General features: G+C 60.2%; 17 protein-coding genes and 1 tRNA gene. 3 read left to right on the top strand and 15 right to left on the bottom strand.

Annotated elements, in window-relative coordinates; all coding sequences use genetic code 11:
* The first annotated feature begins 35 nt into the window (after positions 1-35).
* From DKT70_RS13975 to DKT70_RS13965, 3 genes are all read left to right on the top strand, one after another.
* A complete protein-coding gene (locus tag DKT70_RS13975; RefSeq protein WP_111559722.1) occupies positions 36-533 on the top strand; it encodes a hypothetical protein in 498 nt (165 codons plus the stop codon).
* A gap of 43 nt (positions 534-576) precedes the next feature.
* A tRNA-Ser gene (locus DKT70_RS13970) sits at positions 577-666 on the top strand.
* A gap of 402 nt (positions 667-1,068) precedes the next feature.
* Positions 1,069-1,368 (top strand): hypothetical protein, encoded by a 300-nt coding sequence (locus DKT70_RS13965; RefSeq protein ID WP_111559721.1) that lies wholly within the window; start codon positions 1,069-1,071, stop codon positions 1,366-1,368.
* A 518-nt stretch (positions 1,369-1,886) separates the two neighbouring features.
* Here the strand turns inward: DKT70_RS13965 and DKT70_RS13955 are convergent.
* The 15 genes from DKT70_RS13955 to DKT70_RS13890 form a co-directional block, all read right to left on the bottom strand.
* Complete coding sequence (locus tag DKT70_RS13955; RefSeq protein WP_199559608.1) at positions 1,887-2,774, bottom strand: hypothetical protein; 888 nt, start codon at positions 2,772-2,774, stop codon at positions 1,887-1,889.
* Positions 2,775-2,810: 36 nt separating this feature from the next.
* Complete coding sequence (locus DKT70_RS13950) at positions 2,811-4,550, bottom strand: type I restriction-modification system subunit M (protein WP_111559719.1); 1,740 nt, start codon at positions 4,548-4,550, stop codon at positions 2,811-2,813.
* Positions 4,547-5,788 carry an AAA family ATPase gene (locus DKT70_RS13945; RefSeq protein ID WP_111559718.1) on the bottom strand — a complete coding sequence of 414 codons (1,242 nt, stop codon included), beginning with the start codon at positions 5,786-5,788 and terminating at the stop codon, positions 4,547-4,549. Before DKT70_RS13945 ends, DKT70_RS13950 begins: the two co-directional genes overlap by 4 nt.
* Positions 5,785-7,077 (bottom strand): restriction endonuclease subunit S, encoded by a 1,293-nt coding sequence (locus DKT70_RS13940; RefSeq protein ID WP_199559607.1) that lies wholly within the window; start codon positions 7,075-7,077, stop codon positions 5,785-5,787. The genes DKT70_RS13945 and DKT70_RS13940 overlap by 4 nt, the downstream gene beginning before the upstream one ends.
* Positions 7,067-10,108, bottom strand: coding sequence for a type I restriction endonuclease subunit R (locus DKT70_RS13935; RefSeq protein ID WP_111559717.1), 3,042 nt, complete (start codon positions 10,106-10,108; stop codon positions 7,067-7,069). Before DKT70_RS13935 ends, DKT70_RS13940 begins: the two co-directional genes overlap by 11 nt.
* A gap of 136 nt (positions 10,109-10,244) precedes the next feature.
* The gene (locus DKT70_RS13930; RefSeq protein WP_111559716.1) at positions 10,245-10,442 is read right to left on the bottom strand and encodes a type II toxin-antitoxin system Phd/YefM family antitoxin; all 198 of its coding nucleotides are present in this window, start codon (positions 10,440-10,442) and stop codon (positions 10,245-10,247) included.
* Positions 10,443-10,569: 127 nt separating this feature from the next.
* Positions 10,570-10,809, bottom strand: coding sequence for a FitA-like ribbon-helix-helix domain-containing protein (locus tag DKT70_RS13925; protein WP_111559715.1), 240 nt, complete (start codon positions 10,807-10,809; stop codon positions 10,570-10,572).
* Between the two features lie 42 nt (positions 10,810-10,851).
* Entirely contained in the window at positions 10,852-11,946 is a 1,095-nt protein-coding gene (locus DKT70_RS13920; protein WP_407672216.1) for a tyrosine-type recombinase/integrase, read from the bottom strand.
* A gap of 178 nt (positions 11,947-12,124) precedes the next feature.
* Positions 12,125-12,637 carry an HGGxSTG domain-containing protein gene (locus DKT70_RS18230; RefSeq protein WP_199559606.1) on the bottom strand — a complete coding sequence of 171 codons (513 nt, stop codon included), beginning with the start codon at positions 12,635-12,637 and terminating at the stop codon, positions 12,125-12,127.
* Positions 12,638-13,053: 416 nt separating this feature from the next.
* A complete protein-coding gene (locus tag DKT70_RS13910) occupies positions 13,054-14,553 on the bottom strand; it encodes a YfjI family protein (protein WP_111559714.1) in 1,500 nt (499 codons plus the stop codon).
* On the bottom strand, positions 14,550-15,431 hold the full coding sequence (locus DKT70_RS13905; RefSeq protein ID WP_111559713.1) for a DUF7146 domain-containing protein: 882 nt from the start codon (positions 15,429-15,431) through the stop codon (positions 14,550-14,552). Before DKT70_RS13905 ends, DKT70_RS13910 begins: the two co-directional genes overlap by 4 nt.
* The gene (locus DKT70_RS13900) at positions 15,424-15,609 is read right to left on the bottom strand and encodes a hypothetical protein (RefSeq protein ID WP_111559712.1); all 186 of its coding nucleotides are present in this window, start codon (positions 15,607-15,609) and stop codon (positions 15,424-15,426) included. Before DKT70_RS13900 ends, DKT70_RS13905 begins: the two co-directional genes overlap by 8 nt.
* 112 nt (positions 15,610-15,721) lie before the next feature.
* Entirely contained in the window at positions 15,722-15,904 is a 183-nt protein-coding gene (locus tag DKT70_RS13895; protein WP_111559711.1) for a helix-turn-helix transcriptional regulator, read from the bottom strand.
* Positions 15,882-16,754, bottom strand: coding sequence for a hypothetical protein (locus tag DKT70_RS17815; RefSeq protein WP_146612645.1), 873 nt, complete (start codon positions 16,752-16,754; stop codon positions 15,882-15,884). Before DKT70_RS17815 ends, DKT70_RS13895 begins: the two co-directional genes overlap by 23 nt.
* Positions 16,751-17,825: tyrosine-type recombinase/integrase (locus DKT70_RS13890; RefSeq protein WP_111559756.1), on the bottom strand; the 1,075-nt coding region annotated here is incomplete at its 5' end. The genes DKT70_RS13890 and DKT70_RS17815, both read right to left, overlap by 4 nt.

Raw genomic sequence — 17,825 nt, 5'->3', positions numbered from 1 at the left:
CCTATCACCAAGGGCAAATGCCGAAGGGATGCGCCATGACCAGACTGACCCTGCCCCTGTTGATCGCCGCCGCGCTGGTGTCCGGATGCGGACGGTTCGGGGATAGCGGCTGGAACCCGCTGTCCTGGGGCGGACGATCGGTCCCGTCATCGCTGGCCCCCGAAGGCGGCTATGTCACCCCCGAAGACCAGCGCCCCGCCATCCCCCAGATCCTGTCGGCCGAGTGGGAACCCCTGTCCGAGGGACGGCTGCTGGTCGTGCGCGGCCTGGCCCCCACCAAGGGCTATCATTCGGCGGAACTGGTCACCGTCCGACCCCAGCCCGGCGACCGCCTGACGCCCGATGCGGATGGCGTTCTGCGCCTGCGCTTCGTCGCAAGCCCGCCCCCTGCCGACGCCGCCGCGGCAGGGCTTGCATCGAACCCTGCGACCGACCAGATCATCGTCGGCCTGCCGCTCAGCTTCCTTCAGCTTGGCAAGATCTATGCCGTCGAAATCTCGGGCGCCAATCAGACCGTCCAGCTGCCGCGCTAAGTCCCTTGCACCGCCCGCGCTGCCGCGCTAATCCGCCCCAGTCGGAGGCGTGGCAGAGTGGTTTAATGCACCGGTCTTGAAAACCGACGTGGGTGAAAGCCCACCGTGGGTTCGAATCCCACCGCCTCCGCCATTTATCAGCCGAACCGGCTGTATTTTAAGGTTAATTTTGGGTGCTAGTTTTTTATCCCCCCATCTGCCCCCCCACGCGTGTCGGGTAGCAGTGGGACGGGTTGAGAATCAAAAGGCTCGGAACGACGCGAAATTGGTTAGGCTTCTGATCTGTCGATTATCCCTAGGAGCGCTCCCGCCTAGTCTTGCGGAGAGAAAGACGTCAGACGCATCATGCCGCAAGATACTGCCAACCCCTTGGGTCCTGCAGCCTTCTTGTGCCCATAGCCAGGATCACTCTGGAAGCTCGCTCGTCGCTGGAGGGCGTAGGGCTGACGGCGGCAGCCTTCAATGCTTTGGCCGGCTGTGACATTTCCTACAACATGACGGCGGCGCGCTTCGCCACGATCATGTCGTTGCGCCCTTGCAGTCGGCCGAGGAGCTGTCGCAGGTCGAGGCGAAGACCGCGGGCCTGCTGACGGCGATTAAGGACGGCATGTATCACTCGTCGAAGAAGGCCAAGATGGAGGCTCTCGAGGCGCGGAAGGCGGGGCTGAACGCAACGCTGGCGGAGGCGCTGCAAGACCATATGAGCCGGCCTGCAGTAACGGGAATCCTGCGGGGCCTAATCCGGGAGATCCGGATGGTCCCCGAGGCGGCTGCGCCGGGCGGGCACCATGTGGAGCTGTTGGGCGAGCGTGCGGGGATCTTGGGTCTTACATAAGACGCTACGGGTGGTGGGCGTCCGGACATGACGAAGCCCCAGCGTGTTGCCGGGGCTGGTAATGGGTCCGTAACGGTGGTTTGGGGGACAGGATTTAACCTCAACCGAACAGCTGCAGTCCTGCAGCAGTCGCATGCGACCTTCAGGTTATGAGGCGGACCAAAAGGAGAACATCAGGCCCTTAGATTTCAACCACTTACGCGCCAACCCGTTGATTTCGATTGATTACCTTGCCGCTCTCAACCGCAACCGGCGGAAGCAGATGTAGCCCAAACCGTGAAAGACGTAGATCGGCAGGTTGACCTATTGTTGACCCGAAACCTTCGCCCTCGACCGAACTCGTCAAAATGCTAACCCCTCTGCCCCGCCGCCGCAGGCCGGACATTTCCGTTGCCAGATATCTGAGCCATTCGCCCCATAGCGATGACCGCAGCTTCCGCACCGGAGGACATAGACGACCTGGTTGTGGTCGTTGCCCGGCAGATCGGTAGCCTGCAAAACCTCCTGGCCGTTCTTGTTCACGTAGCCCGCCTTGGTCGTCTTGCCGCCACTGCTAGCGCCTGCCACCTTTGCCTTAGGCTTTGCGGTGGGCTTGGCCTTTTCGTTGGCGCCCAAGAGACTCCCAGTATCCAGCCCTCGACCTGTGCCACTGCCATTTCGGGCGGCGAGAGCTCGGGCGTCATCGCCTTCAGAAGCCCCCCGTCTGCAGCCGCTTTCGAGAGCCAGGCCGCCACGCTGTAGGCATCGTGTTGATCCGGTGTGCGATCCTCCACAGGATAGCGCGCGCTCCACAGTCGTGGGTAAACCTCGAGGACCACCGACTTTCCCACCGGCACCTCCCAGCCATCGAAGGGCCAGAAGTGAACTCGATTGCCCAGTTCGCGTCGGATATGAAGCAGCCAAGGGATTCCGGCATGCGTGGACTTAGCCACGGACCCTTGCACGTCGAAATGAAACACCGACTTCGCCCCGGAGGATCGCTCTTCCGTTATGCGGCGCCAGCGCGGGCTTCCCTCGCGCGCCGCCCCGTTCCCGGCCGTGCCGAAGCGCACGAAATCGACATAGGTATGATCAGCATCCGTCGGCCAATGTCGCTGGAAATCATCGAGGAACGCGGGCCATTCTGGCGGCAATCCGTGGACCTCGAAGTAGCGCAAGGGAAACGAGAAAGCGTGATCGATCCCGACGACCGTCGGGATGTCCTCGGCGAGTCGTTCGACCAGCCATTCCGCGATCCCGCGCCGCGTCCAGTATCGCTTCGGTGAGGGCGGCGGGGCAACCTCCCGGGGCGCCTCGCCCCGGTCGCCCATGTAGACCCGCAGCCCCTTCAGGCTCGAGTTGGCCGTCTCGGCGCCCGAGTAGTCGATGCCGATAGCCCGGGCAAAGGTTACAGATTCGCCGGTCATGACGCACCAAAAATGAGATCGATCAGAGGCTTCACCTCAATCGCCGCCTGGAAGCAGGGACAGGCCGAGTTCCTTCAAGAAGCCATTGTGCCTCGAAGTTGCCTCCCGCACCTGCTTCTCGATTTCGACCAGTTCCCTTTGGGTCTCTGCTAGTTCGATCTCCTCCTCTCCAACCGCTGTGCTGATGTACCGGGAGATATTGAGGTTGAAACCCTCCTCGGCGATGCGCTCCATGCTCACACGCTTGGAGTACCGATCTTCTTCCTTGCGGAACTGGTAGGTCTCAATGATCTTGCCGATGTGCTCATCTGTCAGCTGGTTCTGACGCTTGCCCTTCGCATAGTGCTCGGCTGCGTTGATGAAGAGCACGTCATCCGGCTTCTTGCACTTCTTCAGCACAAGAATGCAGACCGGGATGCCGGTGGAATAGAACAGGTTTGCGGGAAGGCCGATCACCGTGTCGATGTGCCCGTCCTTCAGCAGCTTGGTGCGGATACGCTCCTCTGCCCCGCCCCGGAAAAGCACACCGTGAGGCAGGATGATGGCCATCACGCCTTCATCCTTCAGATAGTGGAAGCCGTGCAAGAGGAAGGCGAAGTCAGCGGCTGACTTCGGCGCCAGTCCGTAGTTCTTGAACCGCACATCATCGCCCATCGCTTTGGTCGGTTCCCAGCGGAAGCTAAAGGGCGGGTTGGCGACCACGGCATCGAAGGAAGGCTTCTTGGCCGGGTTCAGCTCGCGCATAATATCCCAGTCATTGGCCAGGGTATCGCCGTGGAAGATCTCGAACTCGGTGTCCTTCACCCCATGCAACAGCATGTTCATACGGGCGAGGTTGTAGGTCGTGATGTTGCTTTCCTGGCCGAAAATCTTGCCGATGCCATGCGCGCCCATCCGCTTGCGCACGTTCAGCAAGAGCGAGCCCGATCCGCAAGCAAAGTCCAAAACGCTTGCCAGGCGATCCTTCTGGCCTGTCGCGGGTTCCTGGCTGTCGAGGGTGACGATCGCCGAAAGGATATCCGAAATCTGCTGCGGCGTGTAGAATTCCCCCGCCTTCTTGCCCGAACCGGCAGCAAACTGGCCGATCAGGTATTCATAGGCATCGCCCAGATGGTCGACCTCGTTCGAGAACTCTGCCAGCCCTCTCGCGATCTCGGCGATGATCGAACAGAGCTTCTTGTTCTTGTCCGCCTGCGTCTTGCCCAACTTTTCCGAGTAAAGGTTGATCTCTGAGAATAGCCCGCCGAACGTGCTCTGGAAGGACTCGTTCTCGATGTGCTTGAACCCGTCGTAGAGCGTGCCGATAAGCTCGTCGCTCTGCCGTCTCGCCAAATCGGCGATGTTGTTCCACAGATAGAGTGGTTCGATCACATAGTGCACCTTGCGGCGCATCTGCTTTTCGAAATCGCCGACATCACTGAGGTTGCGCCGATACCAGAGCTGCAAGGGCGTTGCGATGTCCGAGTTATTCGGATCGTCAAGATTGACTTGCACCTCATCTATGCTGCGAGCGTTCTGCCGCGCTTTCGCCGCTCGTTCAGAGGCTTCGGCCCTGTGTGCTGACACCCGCGCTCGTTCGGCGGCAACGTCTGCGTCACTTGGATAGTCGCCGCCGAGTTCCCGCTTCGCCGCGGCCTCGTAGTTGTCCGACAGATAGCGCAGGAACAGGAAGGACAGCATGTAATCGCGGAAGTCGTCCGCGTTCATCGCCCCGCGCAGCGTGTCGGCGATGTTCCAGAGCGTCTTGCCCAGCTTTTGTTGGATTTGGTCGTTCATTGTGCGGGGGCTTCCTGAGGAACGGGCGCGGGCGCCGGGGCTGTCGCTGTGGCTGGAGGCTTGGTCGGAGCGGCACCTGGCAAGGCGAACTCGAACCGCGTGAGGAATTCGCTCAGGATGCGCCGGAAAAGTTCCTTGTTGTCCTCACCCATCTCTGTGGGTTCGTGGATGGCGTAAGCGCCGTGGCTCAACAAGTTTAGGGCTCGGTTGAACAAGGCCCGATCTTCATCCTTGTCCAGTGCCTTCAGGCAAAAGGCGATGCTCGGGTGCCCGAAGAACGACGCTGTCTTTTCCATCACGCTGCGCAAGGCATTGAAGTGGAAGGTGTAGAGCTTGCCCTTCTTCGGATCAGCCGCGCGCTGCAATTCGGCGAGCGTGGCTACATGGTGAAAGAAGGGCGTGTCCTCCGTTGCCTGAAGCGTGTAGGTCCCGTCGCCACTTGGCCGGTGCAGGAAATAGCGCCGATGGTCGACCGACGGCGCGTCATCGATCTTCCGACCAAGCTCGTTGCACATGACGTTGAAGAACAGCGCATGATGCGAAGAGAAGATCACCTTGATCGGGGCTGGCTTGCCTTCCGCGTCCTTTCGCGTGGCTGCACGACGAAGGAGCTTGGCCAGGTCGCAGGCGACGGAAATCGCGTTGTTGTCGTCCAGCGACGAGATCGGGTCATCGATATAGAGGTACTTCTTTCCCTGATAGGATTCATGCCCATCCAGCATCCGTTCGCAGATGGCCATGAAGATGCACCAGATGAAGATGTTCTGTTCGCCCCGCGATACCTTGATGTTGGCCTCGCCACCCTTGCGGAAGCTGACGAAATCCGGCTTGGAGATGGTGTCCTTGCCCTGCTGGACGTCCTTGTAGGTGAAGTCGAACTCGAAGTCGGCGTAGCGGGAAAGGTAACGGGCGATGGTTTCGTCCAGCGCAAGTTCCGTCATCGCGTTGAAGAACGACGACTTCTCATTCAGTTGCAGGCGGCGCACACTGTCACCCTCAAGGTCGTTCTCCCACACGAACAGGTCCTCGGTGAAGGCGTTGAAATACAGTGTGTCGGGCGTGCCTGTCGGGTTCTTCTTGTTCTTGCGCTTGCCTGCGTCCTTGAACTCCATCGACAGGCGAGTCTTGCCGGTCCGGTTGTAGGCATAGATCAAGACCAGCGACGCTGCCCCGGTTGGATTGGTCAGATCGTCGCGAAGCCTGCCCACCAAGCTCTTCAGGTTCTTGTAAGTGCTCATGCCTCATCCTCCCCGACCTTAGGGAAAAGCTGCTGCATCAGCCCCTTCTTATGGGTTTTAAGCGCGTCGAGCTTTTTGGCCTCGGCGGCGATGTGGTCATCCAGTGAGGTGAGGCATTCGGCAATGCGCTGTTGCTCAGAGGGCTTCGGCACAAAGAACTTGTAGCGCAAGAACTGCGCACCGTTGATGGAATTGATCGTCGCTCCAAGGTCTCCGGCGACCTGCTTCTGGTATCTTGACGTCTGGAAAAGCTGAAAGACGAATTCCGGGGCATGAGATCGGAAAACGGTCATGAAGGCGCCATGCGTGCAAAGAGGCATTCCACGAGGAATAAGGGCCGTCTTTCCTATCAAGGCTGTCGAACCATTTCGAACGCAAACCAAGATGTCATTCGGCTGGGATAGGTTCGCTCCCTTTATGTTCGGCTCCACATAGACGCAATCATTTAGGTCGATCTTCCCGCCTTGGATATTTGATGACCGCAGAACCAAGAGTCCCTCGTCCCGAACATCGTCTGGGCTGTAAGTCAGGCCCGAAACGAGCTCGCCCAACGTGCTTAACCGAACCTCGTCCCACTTCCCCGCACCCTCGAACTCGGGGAAGCGGAGGCGGGGTTGGGTTTCGCCTTCCTGGGGGAAAAGCTGCTGCATCAGGCCCTTCTTGTGGGCCCTCAGCGCCTCCACCCTCCGCCCCTGCGCGGCAATCAGCGCGTCCGCCGAGTCCAGACAGTCAGCGATCTTTTTCTGTTCGGCCTCGTCCGGCCGCCATGCGTTTGTCGACAAAAACTGAGTAACGGAGATATTGAACCGGCCTGCTCTGGCGCCCTCATTTACGAGCCCACCCAGCGCTGGATTGTGGCTTCCCGACTCGAAGTACCATTCCCAGAAGGCTGGGTTTTCACTCGAATGGAAGCGGAAGCATTTATAGATCGGCGAGACGATCCCACCCTCATGGACGGAAAGCCGTTTGATCGTTCCGAAGCTTGACGCCTTGGTTGTCCGGTCATTGTAGACGAAGTCGTCTTTGCGAATCTTCAGATAGCGATCAGTGCTGTTGCCAGCGATCTTCTTTCCGAAGTATTCGCTCTGAAGAACAAGGCCATGCTCGCCCGAAAGGCTTAGCACGTTGTCCGCGTCGCCGGTTGTCGCCCGATCAGTTACAGGTCGAGCAAGCTTCTGGAGCGGTATCTCTTTCCAACCATCAGCCTCCTCGAACTCAGGAAACCGCAGCTTCGGTATCAAGGCTGTTCCGCCGCCCATCTCGACCGATGACTTCCCCTTACTGCTCATAAGCGCTCAGCCCCGAAATCTCCCGCCCACCGGCCCGCTTCAGCAGCAGCGGCATCAGGTCGGCCATCAGGTCGAGTTCCTTCACCCGACGCGCCTTCCAGTTCAGGCCAAGGGGGTCCATCAGGTCGGTCAGCGCCTCGCCGTCAAAGATCATGCGCTGCAGGATAGCATCGACAAAGCCTTGCAGCGCCTCGGTTGCCAGCCCGTGCTTGCCCGCGATCCCCGCCAGTTCCGCCGCGTTCTTCTCTGCCTTGAAGCGGCTATAACCGTCACGGATGGCCTTCTCGCTAAGGCCCTCGCCCGCCTTGAGGGTGCCGATGTAGGCCGCGATATCCTCACGCTCTTCCATGAACTTGGCGTCGGACTGGATCAGGCCGATCAGCTCCTCGCGGCTCATCTTCTGCTTGCCAGGCGTCGCCTCGGAATAGCGGGCGATCAGACCCATGATGTAGTCATAATCGATCACGGCCGAGGCGAAGAGAACGAACTCGAAATCCAGCTGGTCGGCATCCTGGCTGGGCTTGTCCGCGCCCTTGCCCTGCTGGGCCCGAAGGCGCTGGGCGGTTTCCAGATAGGCGCCGCGGAAGCCAAGCAGGTTGTCGCGGGGCAGGACCTGTTCGATGGTGTTGCGGTGTTCGTCGGTCAGGTCGGTGTACTGGTCAAGCTGTGTCTTGAGCCGCTGGACTTCTTTGAAATGCTCGATGAACGCCGCACGGGCTGCGTCGCCCTTGAGATTCGGCACGGCTTCCGGGGCGCAATCAAGGCCCTGCGACTTCATGAAAGCGTCAAGCTTCTGCACCGCAGCTCCCAGCTTCTGGATGACCACCGGGGCTTTGTCGACCAACCAGATTTCGCTGGCCTTTTCTGCAGCGGCTTCACCTGAAAACATCGCGATGGCAGCATCGACTGCGCTCTGTTGCTGGCGGAAGTCGAGGATGTGGCCATAGGGCTTGGTGGCGTTCAGTACCCGGTTGGTGCGCGAGAAGGCCTGGATCAGACCGTGATGCTTGAGTTTCTTATCGACGTAGAGGGTGTTCAGGAATTTGGAGTCAAAGCCGGTCAGCAGCATGTCTACGACAATCGTGATGTCGATCTTGTGGTGCGGCTGGTTCGGGTAAGCCTTCTTCAGGTCGGCATCCGGCCATTGCTGGTCTTTGATCCGCTTCTGCACATCCTGATAGTAGAGGTCGAATTCGCCGATCTTGTGGTTGGTGCCGTACTGGACGTTGTAGTCAGCGAGGATGGCCTTCAGGGCCTCCTTCTTCTTCTCCGGCTCGACTTTGTTGTCTTCCCTCTCGTTTTCAAGGTCCTCCGAAAGCTGTTCTATGTCCTTCTTCGCCTCAGGGGTTTCCGCAAGCTGGGCAGGCGGGGAAAAGACGCAGGCGATGTTCAGCGGCCGGAAGCCAGGATCAGCGGCCAGCTTCTCTGCCTGCATGATCTTGAAAAGGTCGTAGTACGCAATGGCGTCATTGATCGACGATGTGGCGAGCAGAGCGTTAAAGCGGCGGTGACTCGTGGCCCGGTCATGCTTGGCAAGGATAGCTTCGATCACAGCCCGTTTGGCCAACGGCTCGCCTGGCTTCGGCAGAGTTTTGCCCTGCGGCTTGAAATAGTCGACATGGAACCGGAGAACGTTTCCGTCCTCGATGGCATGGGTGATCGTGTAGGTGTGAAGGCGCTGCTGGAAGAGGTCTTCCGTCGTCATCATGCTGGCTTGGGTATCTTCGATCTTCTCGCGGTTTGAGTTTTTGTCGAAGATAGGCGTGCCGGTGAAACCGAAGAGCTGGGCGCGCGGAAAGAACTCCTTGATCGCCTTGTGGTTCTCGCCGAACTGCGACCGGTGGCATTCGTCGAAGATGAAGGCGATGCGCTTGTCGCGCAGAGGCTCCAGTTGTTCCTTGAAGCTCTTCTTGCCGTCCTTCTTCTGCCGCTTGTTGCGCTTGCTGTTCTCGTCCAGCGCCAGCCCAAGCTTCTGGATCGTGCAGACGATGACCTTGTCGGCGTAGTCGTCAGATAGAAGGCGACGAACGAGGGAGGCGGTATTGGTGTTCTCCTCGACACAGCCTTCCTGGAACTTGTTGAACTCTTCGCGGGTCTGGCGATCGAGATCCTTGCGGTCCACAACGAACAGGCACTTCTCGATGTCGGGATTGTCCTTAAGGAGCGTTGACGCTTTGAAGGAGGTAAGCGTCTTGCCGCTGCCCGTCGTATGCCAGATGTAGCCGTTTCCGCAGTCCTGGGCGATGGAGTCGACGATCGCCTTGACCGCGTAGACCTGATAGGGCCGCATCATCAGAAGCTTCTGCTCGCTTGCGACGAGCACCATGTATCGGCTGATCGTCTGGCCGAGGGTGCATTTCACCAGAAAAGTTTCGGCGAAGCTTTCGAGATGGACGATCTTCTTGTTGTCGACGTCCGCGAATTCGTAGACCGGCAGGAAGCGCTCTTCCGTGTTGAAGGCGAAATGGCGCGCGTTGTTGTTTGCGAAATAGAACGTCCGATCGCGGTTGCTGACAATGAACAGCTGAAGGAAGCAAAGGATGGTCTTGGTATAGCCGTTCCCCGGATCGTTCTTGTACTCGACGATCTGCTCCATGGCGCGTCGCGGGCTTATCCCGAGGGTCTTCAGTTCGATCTGAACGACCGGCACGCCGTTGATCAGGAGAACAACGTCATAGCGGTGGTGGCTGTTGTCCGTGTTGATCCGGAGCTGGTTGACAACCTCGAACGAGTTCTTGCACCAGTCCCTGATGTTGACGAGCGTGTAGTTCAACGGCGTGCCGTCATCGCGGGTGAAGTTGTTCCGCTCCCTTAGGGTGCGGGCCGCTGTGAAAACGTCCGATGTGACGATTTCGTCAAGAAGCCGCTGGAACTCGCCATCGGTCAGCGTGACCCGATTCAGCTGTTCGAACTTTCTCCTGAAGTTTGCTTCCAAGGAGGCTCGGTCACGAATATCCGGGCGATACTCATATTTCAGGTCGCGCAGCTTGGCGACCAGATCCTCTTCAAGGTCTCGCTCAGCCTTGCTCATAGGTATGGCAGCACTCATTGCGTGAAACATCCCGTCGAAGTGATCGGGTTTTCCCGGACCCGGTCGGAAGCGTGATTTCGCCGGGCCTCTGTTGCCCCCAGGCCCGCGATTGCCTTTGCGCCAATTGCTTGCTCAATCACTCGTCTACCCTGCCAGCTTTATCGGGGCTCTTTTGTTGGCCCATTTCAATATCCTTCAAGCGATCGTACTCTTCGATCGCCAGTACCACAACGACTGGTCGCCCATGTTTTGCAACCGCGACGGGCCCAGATCGAGCCAGATCGATCAGACGACCGAAGCCGTATTTGGCGTCTTTTGCACTGAGGGTCTGCACGCCGTACTCCGCCCCTTGTCATGCGCACTTTTGGCCATTTTGGCCGAACTTAGCAACCTCTGTTGTTCTGAATCGCGCTGATGCAGTGACTGCTACTGGAACCGAGCCGCATGAAGCAGACGGGTTATTAATGCCCGCCTACTGCACGCCCTGGCTCTCGCTGAACTGGCAATAAATCGACCCCGCCCAGCGCCGCAAACCTGTCGTGGATGGACTGCCCAAGATTCCTGGGGGCTCCGGCGGGAGCAAGCGCCACGCGCAAGATTTCCCGCGCTTCTGCTTCCATCGAACGGCCGTTCTTCGCCGCCCGCACGCGCAGGCGGCGTTTCAAATCATCATCCAGATTGCGAATCGTGATGCTGGCCATGGCCCCCTCCTTGTTCGAAGGTGCGCAGGCCACGACCAGCTTTCAAGCGACGTTCGATCGGACACTGGCGGTTTCGCCCTCCCCCACCACCCTCAGCCTGGGCTTCAGCATCTCCCCCACGGCATTGACCCCGGCGCGCAGGGGCGCATCGATCAGGTGGGCGTAGCGCTGGGTAGTGCCGATCTGGGTGTGACCGAGGAGGCGGCCGATCATTTCCAGCGATGCGCCGCCCGAGACCAGTAGCGATGCGAAGGTGTGGCGCAGGTCGTGGATGCGGACGTCGGGGATCTGGGCCACCTTCTGCATCTTGGGCCAGAAGCGCTTGGGATCACCGACCGGCTGGTCGGGCACGTCGCCCGGAAAAAGGAACGGGCAGCCCTTGGGGACGATTTCACGGCGCAGACGGATCAACGCGACCGCCTCGTGCGAAATCGGCACGCGGTGGATGCGGCGCTGTTTGGTGTAGGCGGCCTGCTTGGTCCAGATCGCAAGGTCGAGGTTGAACTGATCGAAGGTGGCCGTCCGGACCTCGCCCAGACGGGCGCCGGTCAGCATGCAGAGGCGGATGATGCTGGCGGCGCGCTGATCCTCGTCGACGGCCAGGGCGTTGGCCAGGCGTTCGATCTCCTCGAAGGACAGAAACCGGTCGCTGGCCACCTCGGGCCGCCTCCGAAAGCCGAAGGTCGGATTGTCGGGGCGCATCTTCCACAGCATGGCGAGGTTGAACATCTTGCGCAGCATCTCGCCCGCCCGGTTGGCGCGGACCGGCGTGGGCTTGGGCGGGGCCAGTTTCTTGCGCCGCTTCTGGGTTGGTTTCTTCTTCGACGGCCGGGCACGACCCGCGGCGATCTTGGTCAGGAGGCGATCAACATCCGTCGGTGTGATGTCCGCCACCTTGCGGTTCTTCCACTCGGGCAGGACCAGCTTTTCCAGCATGCTCTTCTGGTCCGAGGCGTTGGTCGGGGCCAGCTTCGGCAGGTGTTCCTCAATGAAGCGCTCGGCCAGTTCCTTAACCGTGGGCGCCCCACGGGCTGCCTTGCGGGTGTCGAGGGGGTCATCCCCGCGATCGATTTCACGGATTAGGTGCCTCGCTTCATCCCGGGCGGCGGTGACCGACCATGTCGGCCAGACCCCGATCGTGAAGCGCTTTTGCTGGCCCGCGATCCGGTAAGATCAGCACAAACCCCTTGCGCCCGGTGGTGTAGACACAGAGCCCGAAACCGGGGGTATCGGTGTTTTCCGGGGCAGATCAAGCGGAGCGCGTCGTCTAATACCCCATGGAGGCAGCTGCGCTCGGAAGAATAGTTACGGTCTGCTAACTGACTAGCCCGGCAGCCTTCACGGCCTGGCTCGTTCTCCATCTTGCCCAGCGCTTGCGCTGAGCCTCGGCGATCCGAGCTCTGCCTTCGACGGTTGTAGGTCCGGTAGATCTACCTCCGTGAAACTTGCAGCGTCGCTTGCCGGGCTCTGACTTCATCTGGCAGGCTGTGCCCTTGCGCGTCTTCGCCTTACAGCGCACCCGACGGTTGGCTTTGATAGCTTTTAGGCGCGCTTCCACGGCCTGAATCGTGTTTAGCATCAGTGCATCTTGGCGTGCCATCTCTTGTGCTCGGCGATCTATCGAGGACCTCCTGACTGGCAGGACTACGAGCGCATCCGGCAGGGTCAGCACCTCACCCATGCGTTCCACCGCCCAGGCGCTGCGTTCGACCTTCGCCTTGCATTCCCAATAGCTGACAGCGTGACGGCCTATACCTGCGCGCTGTGCCAGTTCGGTTTGCGACAGTCCGGCGGCTTTACGAATGGCCGCCAACTCGGCTCCGGTCATGTCACAACCCTTGCCCTTTACAGCATCCGGTCTGGCTACAATCGCCATCACGGCTTACCCAAGCCTTGCAGATGCCGCAGAACAGCCGCCCTGCCGGGCCGTGCTGGTCCCAGACTGAAAGCTGGCGCCATTCATCCATAGACACCACCCGGCCTGTCCAGGTGCGGCGATAGTCCTCAGCGCTCGGGATCAACTCATTCGGCGGTGATCCAGAAGGTGGGGTGGGCGGCAAAGCACATGATCCGGCATCTTTGAGTGCAGCAGACATGTGCAACTCGATCGGTGCGGAGTTAGCAGCAGAGTACAGCTGCGATTCCCGCGATCCCCGCGATTTCAGTTCCGCTGAGTCGCAAGTATCGCAAAAATCGCAGCGTGCTTGAGGCCCGTCTAGAATTTCGGCCAGCGCGGCTTTTACGTCAAACAGCATGGCGCGGCCTAAGGATCCGGTAAGCTTCTTTTCGCGATATGCCGCGCACCTCTGTCCCCGGCAGAAGAGGCGCAAGCCACCCGGACTTGACCAGCAGTTCCAGTGGTTTCTTCAGTCTGGCGCGTTCCCGCAGCCCATTTGGGCCCTTATTCAGGATATCACTCGGCACCACCTCATCATGCTGCCATTTATCCAGCAGCCACAAGCGCAACTGTTCAGCCTTCGTAGTTTCCTCAGAAACAAGGCCAGCCTCAGCCAGGCGCTGCGCCTCGCCCAGATAAAACTGTGCCAGTTCGACTCCCCACCCCATCGCTTCCGGCGTCACATCAACGGCGTCCAAGCTGTGAAACAGGGTCAGCACCCCGGCAATGCGTGCCGCCTGTTCTGCTGACTTGCTGGCGTAGGCCCGGACATGCTCCATCAACTGCCCCGGCCCCTGCGCCCGCTCCACCGCATCATAGAAGCGCCACAGCATTTCCCTCGCTCCGCCCGACAGCGGCAGCCGTGCCGGTGTTAGTTCCTGCGGGCTATCGCCAGTCGGCATCGGTGCATCCAACAGCTCGCGCAGGCGGGCCTTGAACGCGACCACGGCCACATCGCTCGCCTCCTTACGCCCACGCCGCAGCCGGGTGCCGATGGTACTCGGCGGCTCGGTGATCAGGAAGCGCGCCAGAAAGCCCTGTCCCGACGCCTGCGGATCAGCCATCAGCGGCCGCGCAGCCACAGGCTGGGCCATGAGGTGCATGGCAAGCCGACGGCCCGGATAGCTACTGGCTCCGTCGCCGGACCGGATGCGGTTCACGGTGTCGCCGTTCCAAAGCTGGGACAACCCCGCAATAGTCTTCAACTTGTTGTCGCTGTTCATGGCGTGCCCCCCGATGAAGCCACCTGCCTCATCGGAGAACAGCCCCAGCGCCGGCCGCCCCATCTGATACAGTTTCAACAGCCCCTCGAACGTCGGTTCCTGCGCCGTGACGTTGGCCAACAGCGGTGCGCGGGGTTCTGGGCCCAAGGCACGAAGATCGGCCTCCGCCCCGGCCGCCTTAATGTTGTCTGTCCCTGCCGCCTCGACCAGCATCCGCTTTCGCCGGCCGGTCCAGACTTCACGCGCAACCTCATATTCTGCTACGGCTTCACGATAAGCTTCGGCCCGATCTTTCTCATGGTCGCGAACCCCCTGCATCAGCAACCGATCACAGGACGATTTGCGTTCGCCGCTTTCGGCAATGGTCAGGCAGAACAGCGAACAAGGCGCGTCACCGCCTAGCGTTTCCACGTCAGCGAAACCCTGCACGGCCAATGAGGCAACAGACAAGGCCGATTGCGCGGCAATGCCCAGGGGTGCTTGGGTAATGTCCTGCACAGCCTCGACGACTTGCCGCAGCGGACCAAGAGCATGGGCGGGATAAGCGGCACCAGGCGGGATCTCCCGCAACAGCGGCTGCGGCCCTTCGGCCTTGAAGGGAGTAGATTCGGGCAGGGCGTTCATCCGCGAGCCCCTTTCATCAACAAGATGTCGTTCCAGTCGCGCCCCTGCGGCGCGGGAAGCAGACTGACAGACCAGCCCAAGGCATCGGCACGCTCGGCCAGCTTGTGTCCGGCTGCCATTCCGGCTGGGTCACCGTCGCTGGCGATGGTCAGGTAGTGCGGGCGGTCGGGAAGGCGAAGGGCGGCGATGCCCGGAGCAGACAATGCGGACCAGATGGTTGCAGGCGTGCGCAGCAAGCCGCAGGACAGGCTCAAGGCCGTCTCGATGCCCTCAGCCACCACAAGAGGTCCAACGGCCTCAGCAACTCTTACAGCGCCGCCCGAAGCTGCGCCCTGCATGGCCTTGGTCGGTTCAGCATCGGCCTTACCACTGCCATCCGGGCGCAGATAGGTGCGATGGATCGCGGTGCGGGGCAGCCCTTCAATCAGCGCCACCATCGCCGGGAAGCGTCGAGCGGTCGGATGCCAGCATTCGGGATGAAAGCGCAGCGTGTCCGGTAGAGCGCAGGTGATGCCCCGACCGCGCAAATAGGTTTCCACGATCGTGCCGCTGATCGGCAGCGCCTCGCGCCACGTGGCCAGAGCCTTGCGTTCGGCGCGCTCTGCGTCGGCTCGGTCCTGCGCCTCGCGCAGGGCCAGTCCCATAACGTCGGGCGGCTGGTGTCGGGGATGTCCATTCAGCAAACCCCTGTCGCGCAGGGATTTCAGAACATCCTCAAAGCCACAGCCCGTCTTGCAGTGCAGAAGCAAGCGTCCATCGGTCCCGTCCGCCAGAGTCAGGCTGGGCCTGCGATCGCCGTGCGCAGGGCAGCAGGTCATGCCGTAGCGGCCATACCACTTACCTCCGAGTTGCAGGGTTAGGGTGCGCGCATCAGCCATGCAAAGCGCCCCTAAGACCGACCTGCACCGCGATGTGCTTGATCGTCAGCACGAGACGACGACCGTAGACCCCGAAGCAAGCGGGGTTCGTTGATTGATGCGCGCGGAAGACGTCCGGGCATTCCGGAAGGGTGGTCTGAACAGGCTGTACCCGCTCCAGACCGCAAAGATGGTTCATCTCTTGAGATCCTTGTGTCTTGCCGACAAAGGGGGCTCGCGCTACATTTCGGAGCATCACCTCAACCGAAACGAATAGCACCGCTGCCCTTTTGCCGGGCGGCGGCTCACTATCAGTCCGTCAGCGGACGCTGGGCCAGCCATTCGTTAATGGTGTTCTGCTGCCAGCCGACGGCCTTACGGGTCAACTTGACAGGTTTTGGAAACTCGCCATCTGCCATCAAACGGTAGATCGTCGAACGGCTGAGGCCAGTGAGGCGCTCGACCTCGGGCCTACGGAGGATGTGGTGGGTCATCTGGTTCTTCCTGCGCTTCTTTTAGAATACGCTGGAAGGCTGACCTCATGTGTTCAGGTACGCAACCTGAGGAAGACGGTGATAATCCTAGAGGTGGCGGCAATTCTTTCAGGTGCAAATCTGCCGCTGTCACCGCGGAAACAGCAGCTTTCGCCGGGCCTCGTAAAGTAGTCTTCTTCCACCCTAAGGCATCAAAAACATTCCGCAGGACCGGAGTGTACTCGCCGGAAAGCCCATCCGCTCCCTCGGAGTACGTTGGGCGCTTCCCCGTGATTTTCGCGTACAGCTGAGCAAGAGCGGCCGCCACAGTGTAAACTGCAGTATCTTTCTTCCTGCCGCGCTTGCGAGGCTGTTCCTCAGCCTTCTTGTCCAATAGAGCGATACGCTCTTCCGCCGCTTCCAGGAGCAACGTCATGCTCGCCAAAAGTGCTTTCTCGACGTCCAAAGCGAAGGATACGCGCTCCTCAGTGGTTCGCCCGCGCCTCGTGCCTTTTGCAAGCTTTCGGAGTTCGGCGTCCTCGAACGCAGAACATGCGCTAGCACATTGGCGTAAGCTGGATGCAAGTTTTGCCAACCGCTCTCGGTCTTCCGCGGTGCGCTTCTCCGACGGCAAAACACTGCCTCTCAGGACCTGTTCGACAGGATCGTTTGCCTCAGAACCGAAGTGTTCGATGATATCGCCTGCCCTGACGACGGGTAGCTGCGGACCATCTGTGTAGAGGCCGCCGGACCAACGACGAATACCCTCCTTAATTGCTTCAGCTGCAGCAATTCTTTCAGGTGATTTGGTTGATGAGGCTGGTCGTTGCGCATCAGCGGAAGCGGCGTTCGTTGGAGTTTCGGATATCATGCCAGCTTCGCCACCTTGCCAAGGTCCTGCGCCAAATATAGTGCCCAAGCCTCTCCCAGCGCCCGGCGCTTTTCCATCAGCTCTGACCGGGCGTAAGATGCCTCGGACTTGTTCTGGATCGTATGAGCCAGTGCAGCCTCGGCCACTTCGCGGGCAAATATCGTCCGTTCCTGTGTCCAGATGCGAAATGACGTGCGGAACCCGTGAATGTCGATCGCATATCCCTGCTCTCGTACCAGCTTGAGCAAGGTGGCGTCTGACAACGGCTTGCCCTTCACGACGCCTGGAAAAATCAACGCCTCAGGATCGTCACTGTTCGAGACCTCCTGTGCCGCCCGAAGGACCGACACTGCCGCCTCTGACAGCGGCACGCTGTGCGCCTTCTTCGCCTTCATCACCGACGCCGGTCGCGTCCAGATCGGTCCTCCCTCATTCTTCCAGTCAATCTGGCCCCATCGTGCTAGCCGGACCTCTCCCGATCGGCTGGCCGTCAGGATTAACAGCCGGAAGGCCAACTTGGTTGTCAGTCTAGCGGTGCTGCCCTCCACTGCCGCCATGCAGGCCGCAACTTCAGAATAGGGCAGCGCCTTGCGATGCTCCTTGGCCTGCTTGTCCTTCGGCAGCGCCTGAGTGATCGCCATCGACGGATCGTCGTGCCGCCAGCCCTGAGCAACGGCCCACTTCATCACAGTGCCGATGCGCTGCTTGACCCGTCGGGCTGTCTCGCGCTTCTCGTTCCAGATCGGCGCCAGCACGGCCAGCACATCGCTGGTGGAGACCTCCCCCACCTTCATCTTTCCAATGCGAGGAAAGGCATACGTCTCCAGGGTACTGATGAACTGCGCTGCATGCTTCTTGTTGCGCCAGGTCGGCTCATGCAGCTTGTGAACCGTGTGGGACGCCTCCTCGAAAGTCGGTATGGCCTCTGCAGCTTTTCGGGCTTGTAGGGGATCCACACCACCACGCACCTGGCGCTTATTCTCCAATGCGATTTCGCGTGCTTTTGGACTTGCCCGGCTTTTGTGGAGAGCGTTTAGCTCACTTCCCGTGCCTTTCGCTCGAAGGCGATGG

Origin of the sequence: Paracoccus sediminilitoris, from assembly GCF_003259195.1 — a bacterium.
GTDB lineage: Bacteria > Pseudomonadota > Alphaproteobacteria > Rhodobacterales > Rhodobacteraceae > Paracoccus > Paracoccus sediminilitoris.
This window is presented reverse-complemented; position numbering and strand designations above follow the sequence as displayed.

Bases quoted from the DNA above. Each gene is read 5' to 3' on its own strand.
- DKT70_RS13950 (WP_111559719.1), bottom strand. From the start codon at position 4,550: ATGAACGACCAAATCCAACAAAAGCTGGGCAAGACGCTCTGGAACATC.
- DKT70_RS13900 (WP_111559712.1), bottom strand. From the start codon at position 15,609: ATGAACCATCTTTGCGGTCTGGAGCGGGTACAGCCTGTTCAGACCACC.
- DKT70_RS17815 (WP_146612645.1), bottom strand. From the start codon at position 16,754: ATGATATCCGAAACTCCAACGAACGCCGCTTCCGCTGATGCGCAACGA.
- DKT70_RS13895 (WP_111559711.1), bottom strand. From the start codon at position 15,904: ATGACCCACCACATCCTCCGTAGGCCCGAGGTCGAGCGCCTCACTGGC.
- DKT70_RS13940 (WP_199559607.1), bottom strand. From the start codon at position 7,077: ATGAGCAGTAAGGGGAAGTCATCGGTCGAGATGGGCGGCGGAACAGCC.
- DKT70_RS13905 (WP_111559713.1), bottom strand. From the start codon at position 15,431: ATGGCTGATGCGCGCACCCTAACCCTGCAACTCGGAGGTAAGTGGTAT.
- DKT70_RS13935 (WP_111559717.1), bottom strand. From the start codon at position 10,108: ATGAGCAAGGCTGAGCGAGACCTTGAAGAGGATCTGGTCGCCAAGCTG.
- DKT70_RS13925 (WP_111559715.1), bottom strand. From the start codon at position 10,809: ATGGCCAGCATCACGATTCGCAATCTGGATGATGATTTGAAACGCCGC.
- DKT70_RS13910 (WP_111559714.1), bottom strand. From the start codon at position 14,553: ATGAACGCCCTGCCCGAATCTACTCCCTTCAAGGCCGAAGGGCCGCAG.
- DKT70_RS13975 (WP_111559722.1), top strand. From the start codon at position 36: ATGACCAGACTGACCCTGCCCCTGTTGATCGCCGCCGCGCTGGTGTCC.
- DKT70_RS13945 (WP_111559718.1), bottom strand. From the start codon at position 5,788: ATGAGCACTTACAAGAACCTGAAGAGCTTGGTGGGCAGGCTTCGCGAC.
- DKT70_RS18230 (WP_199559606.1), bottom strand. From the start codon at position 12,637: ATGACCGGAGCCGAGTTGGCGGCCATTCGTAAAGCCGCCGGACTGTCG.
- DKT70_RS13955 (WP_199559608.1), bottom strand. From the start codon at position 2,774: ATGACCGGCGAATCTGTAACCTTTGCCCGGGCTATCGGCATCGACTAC.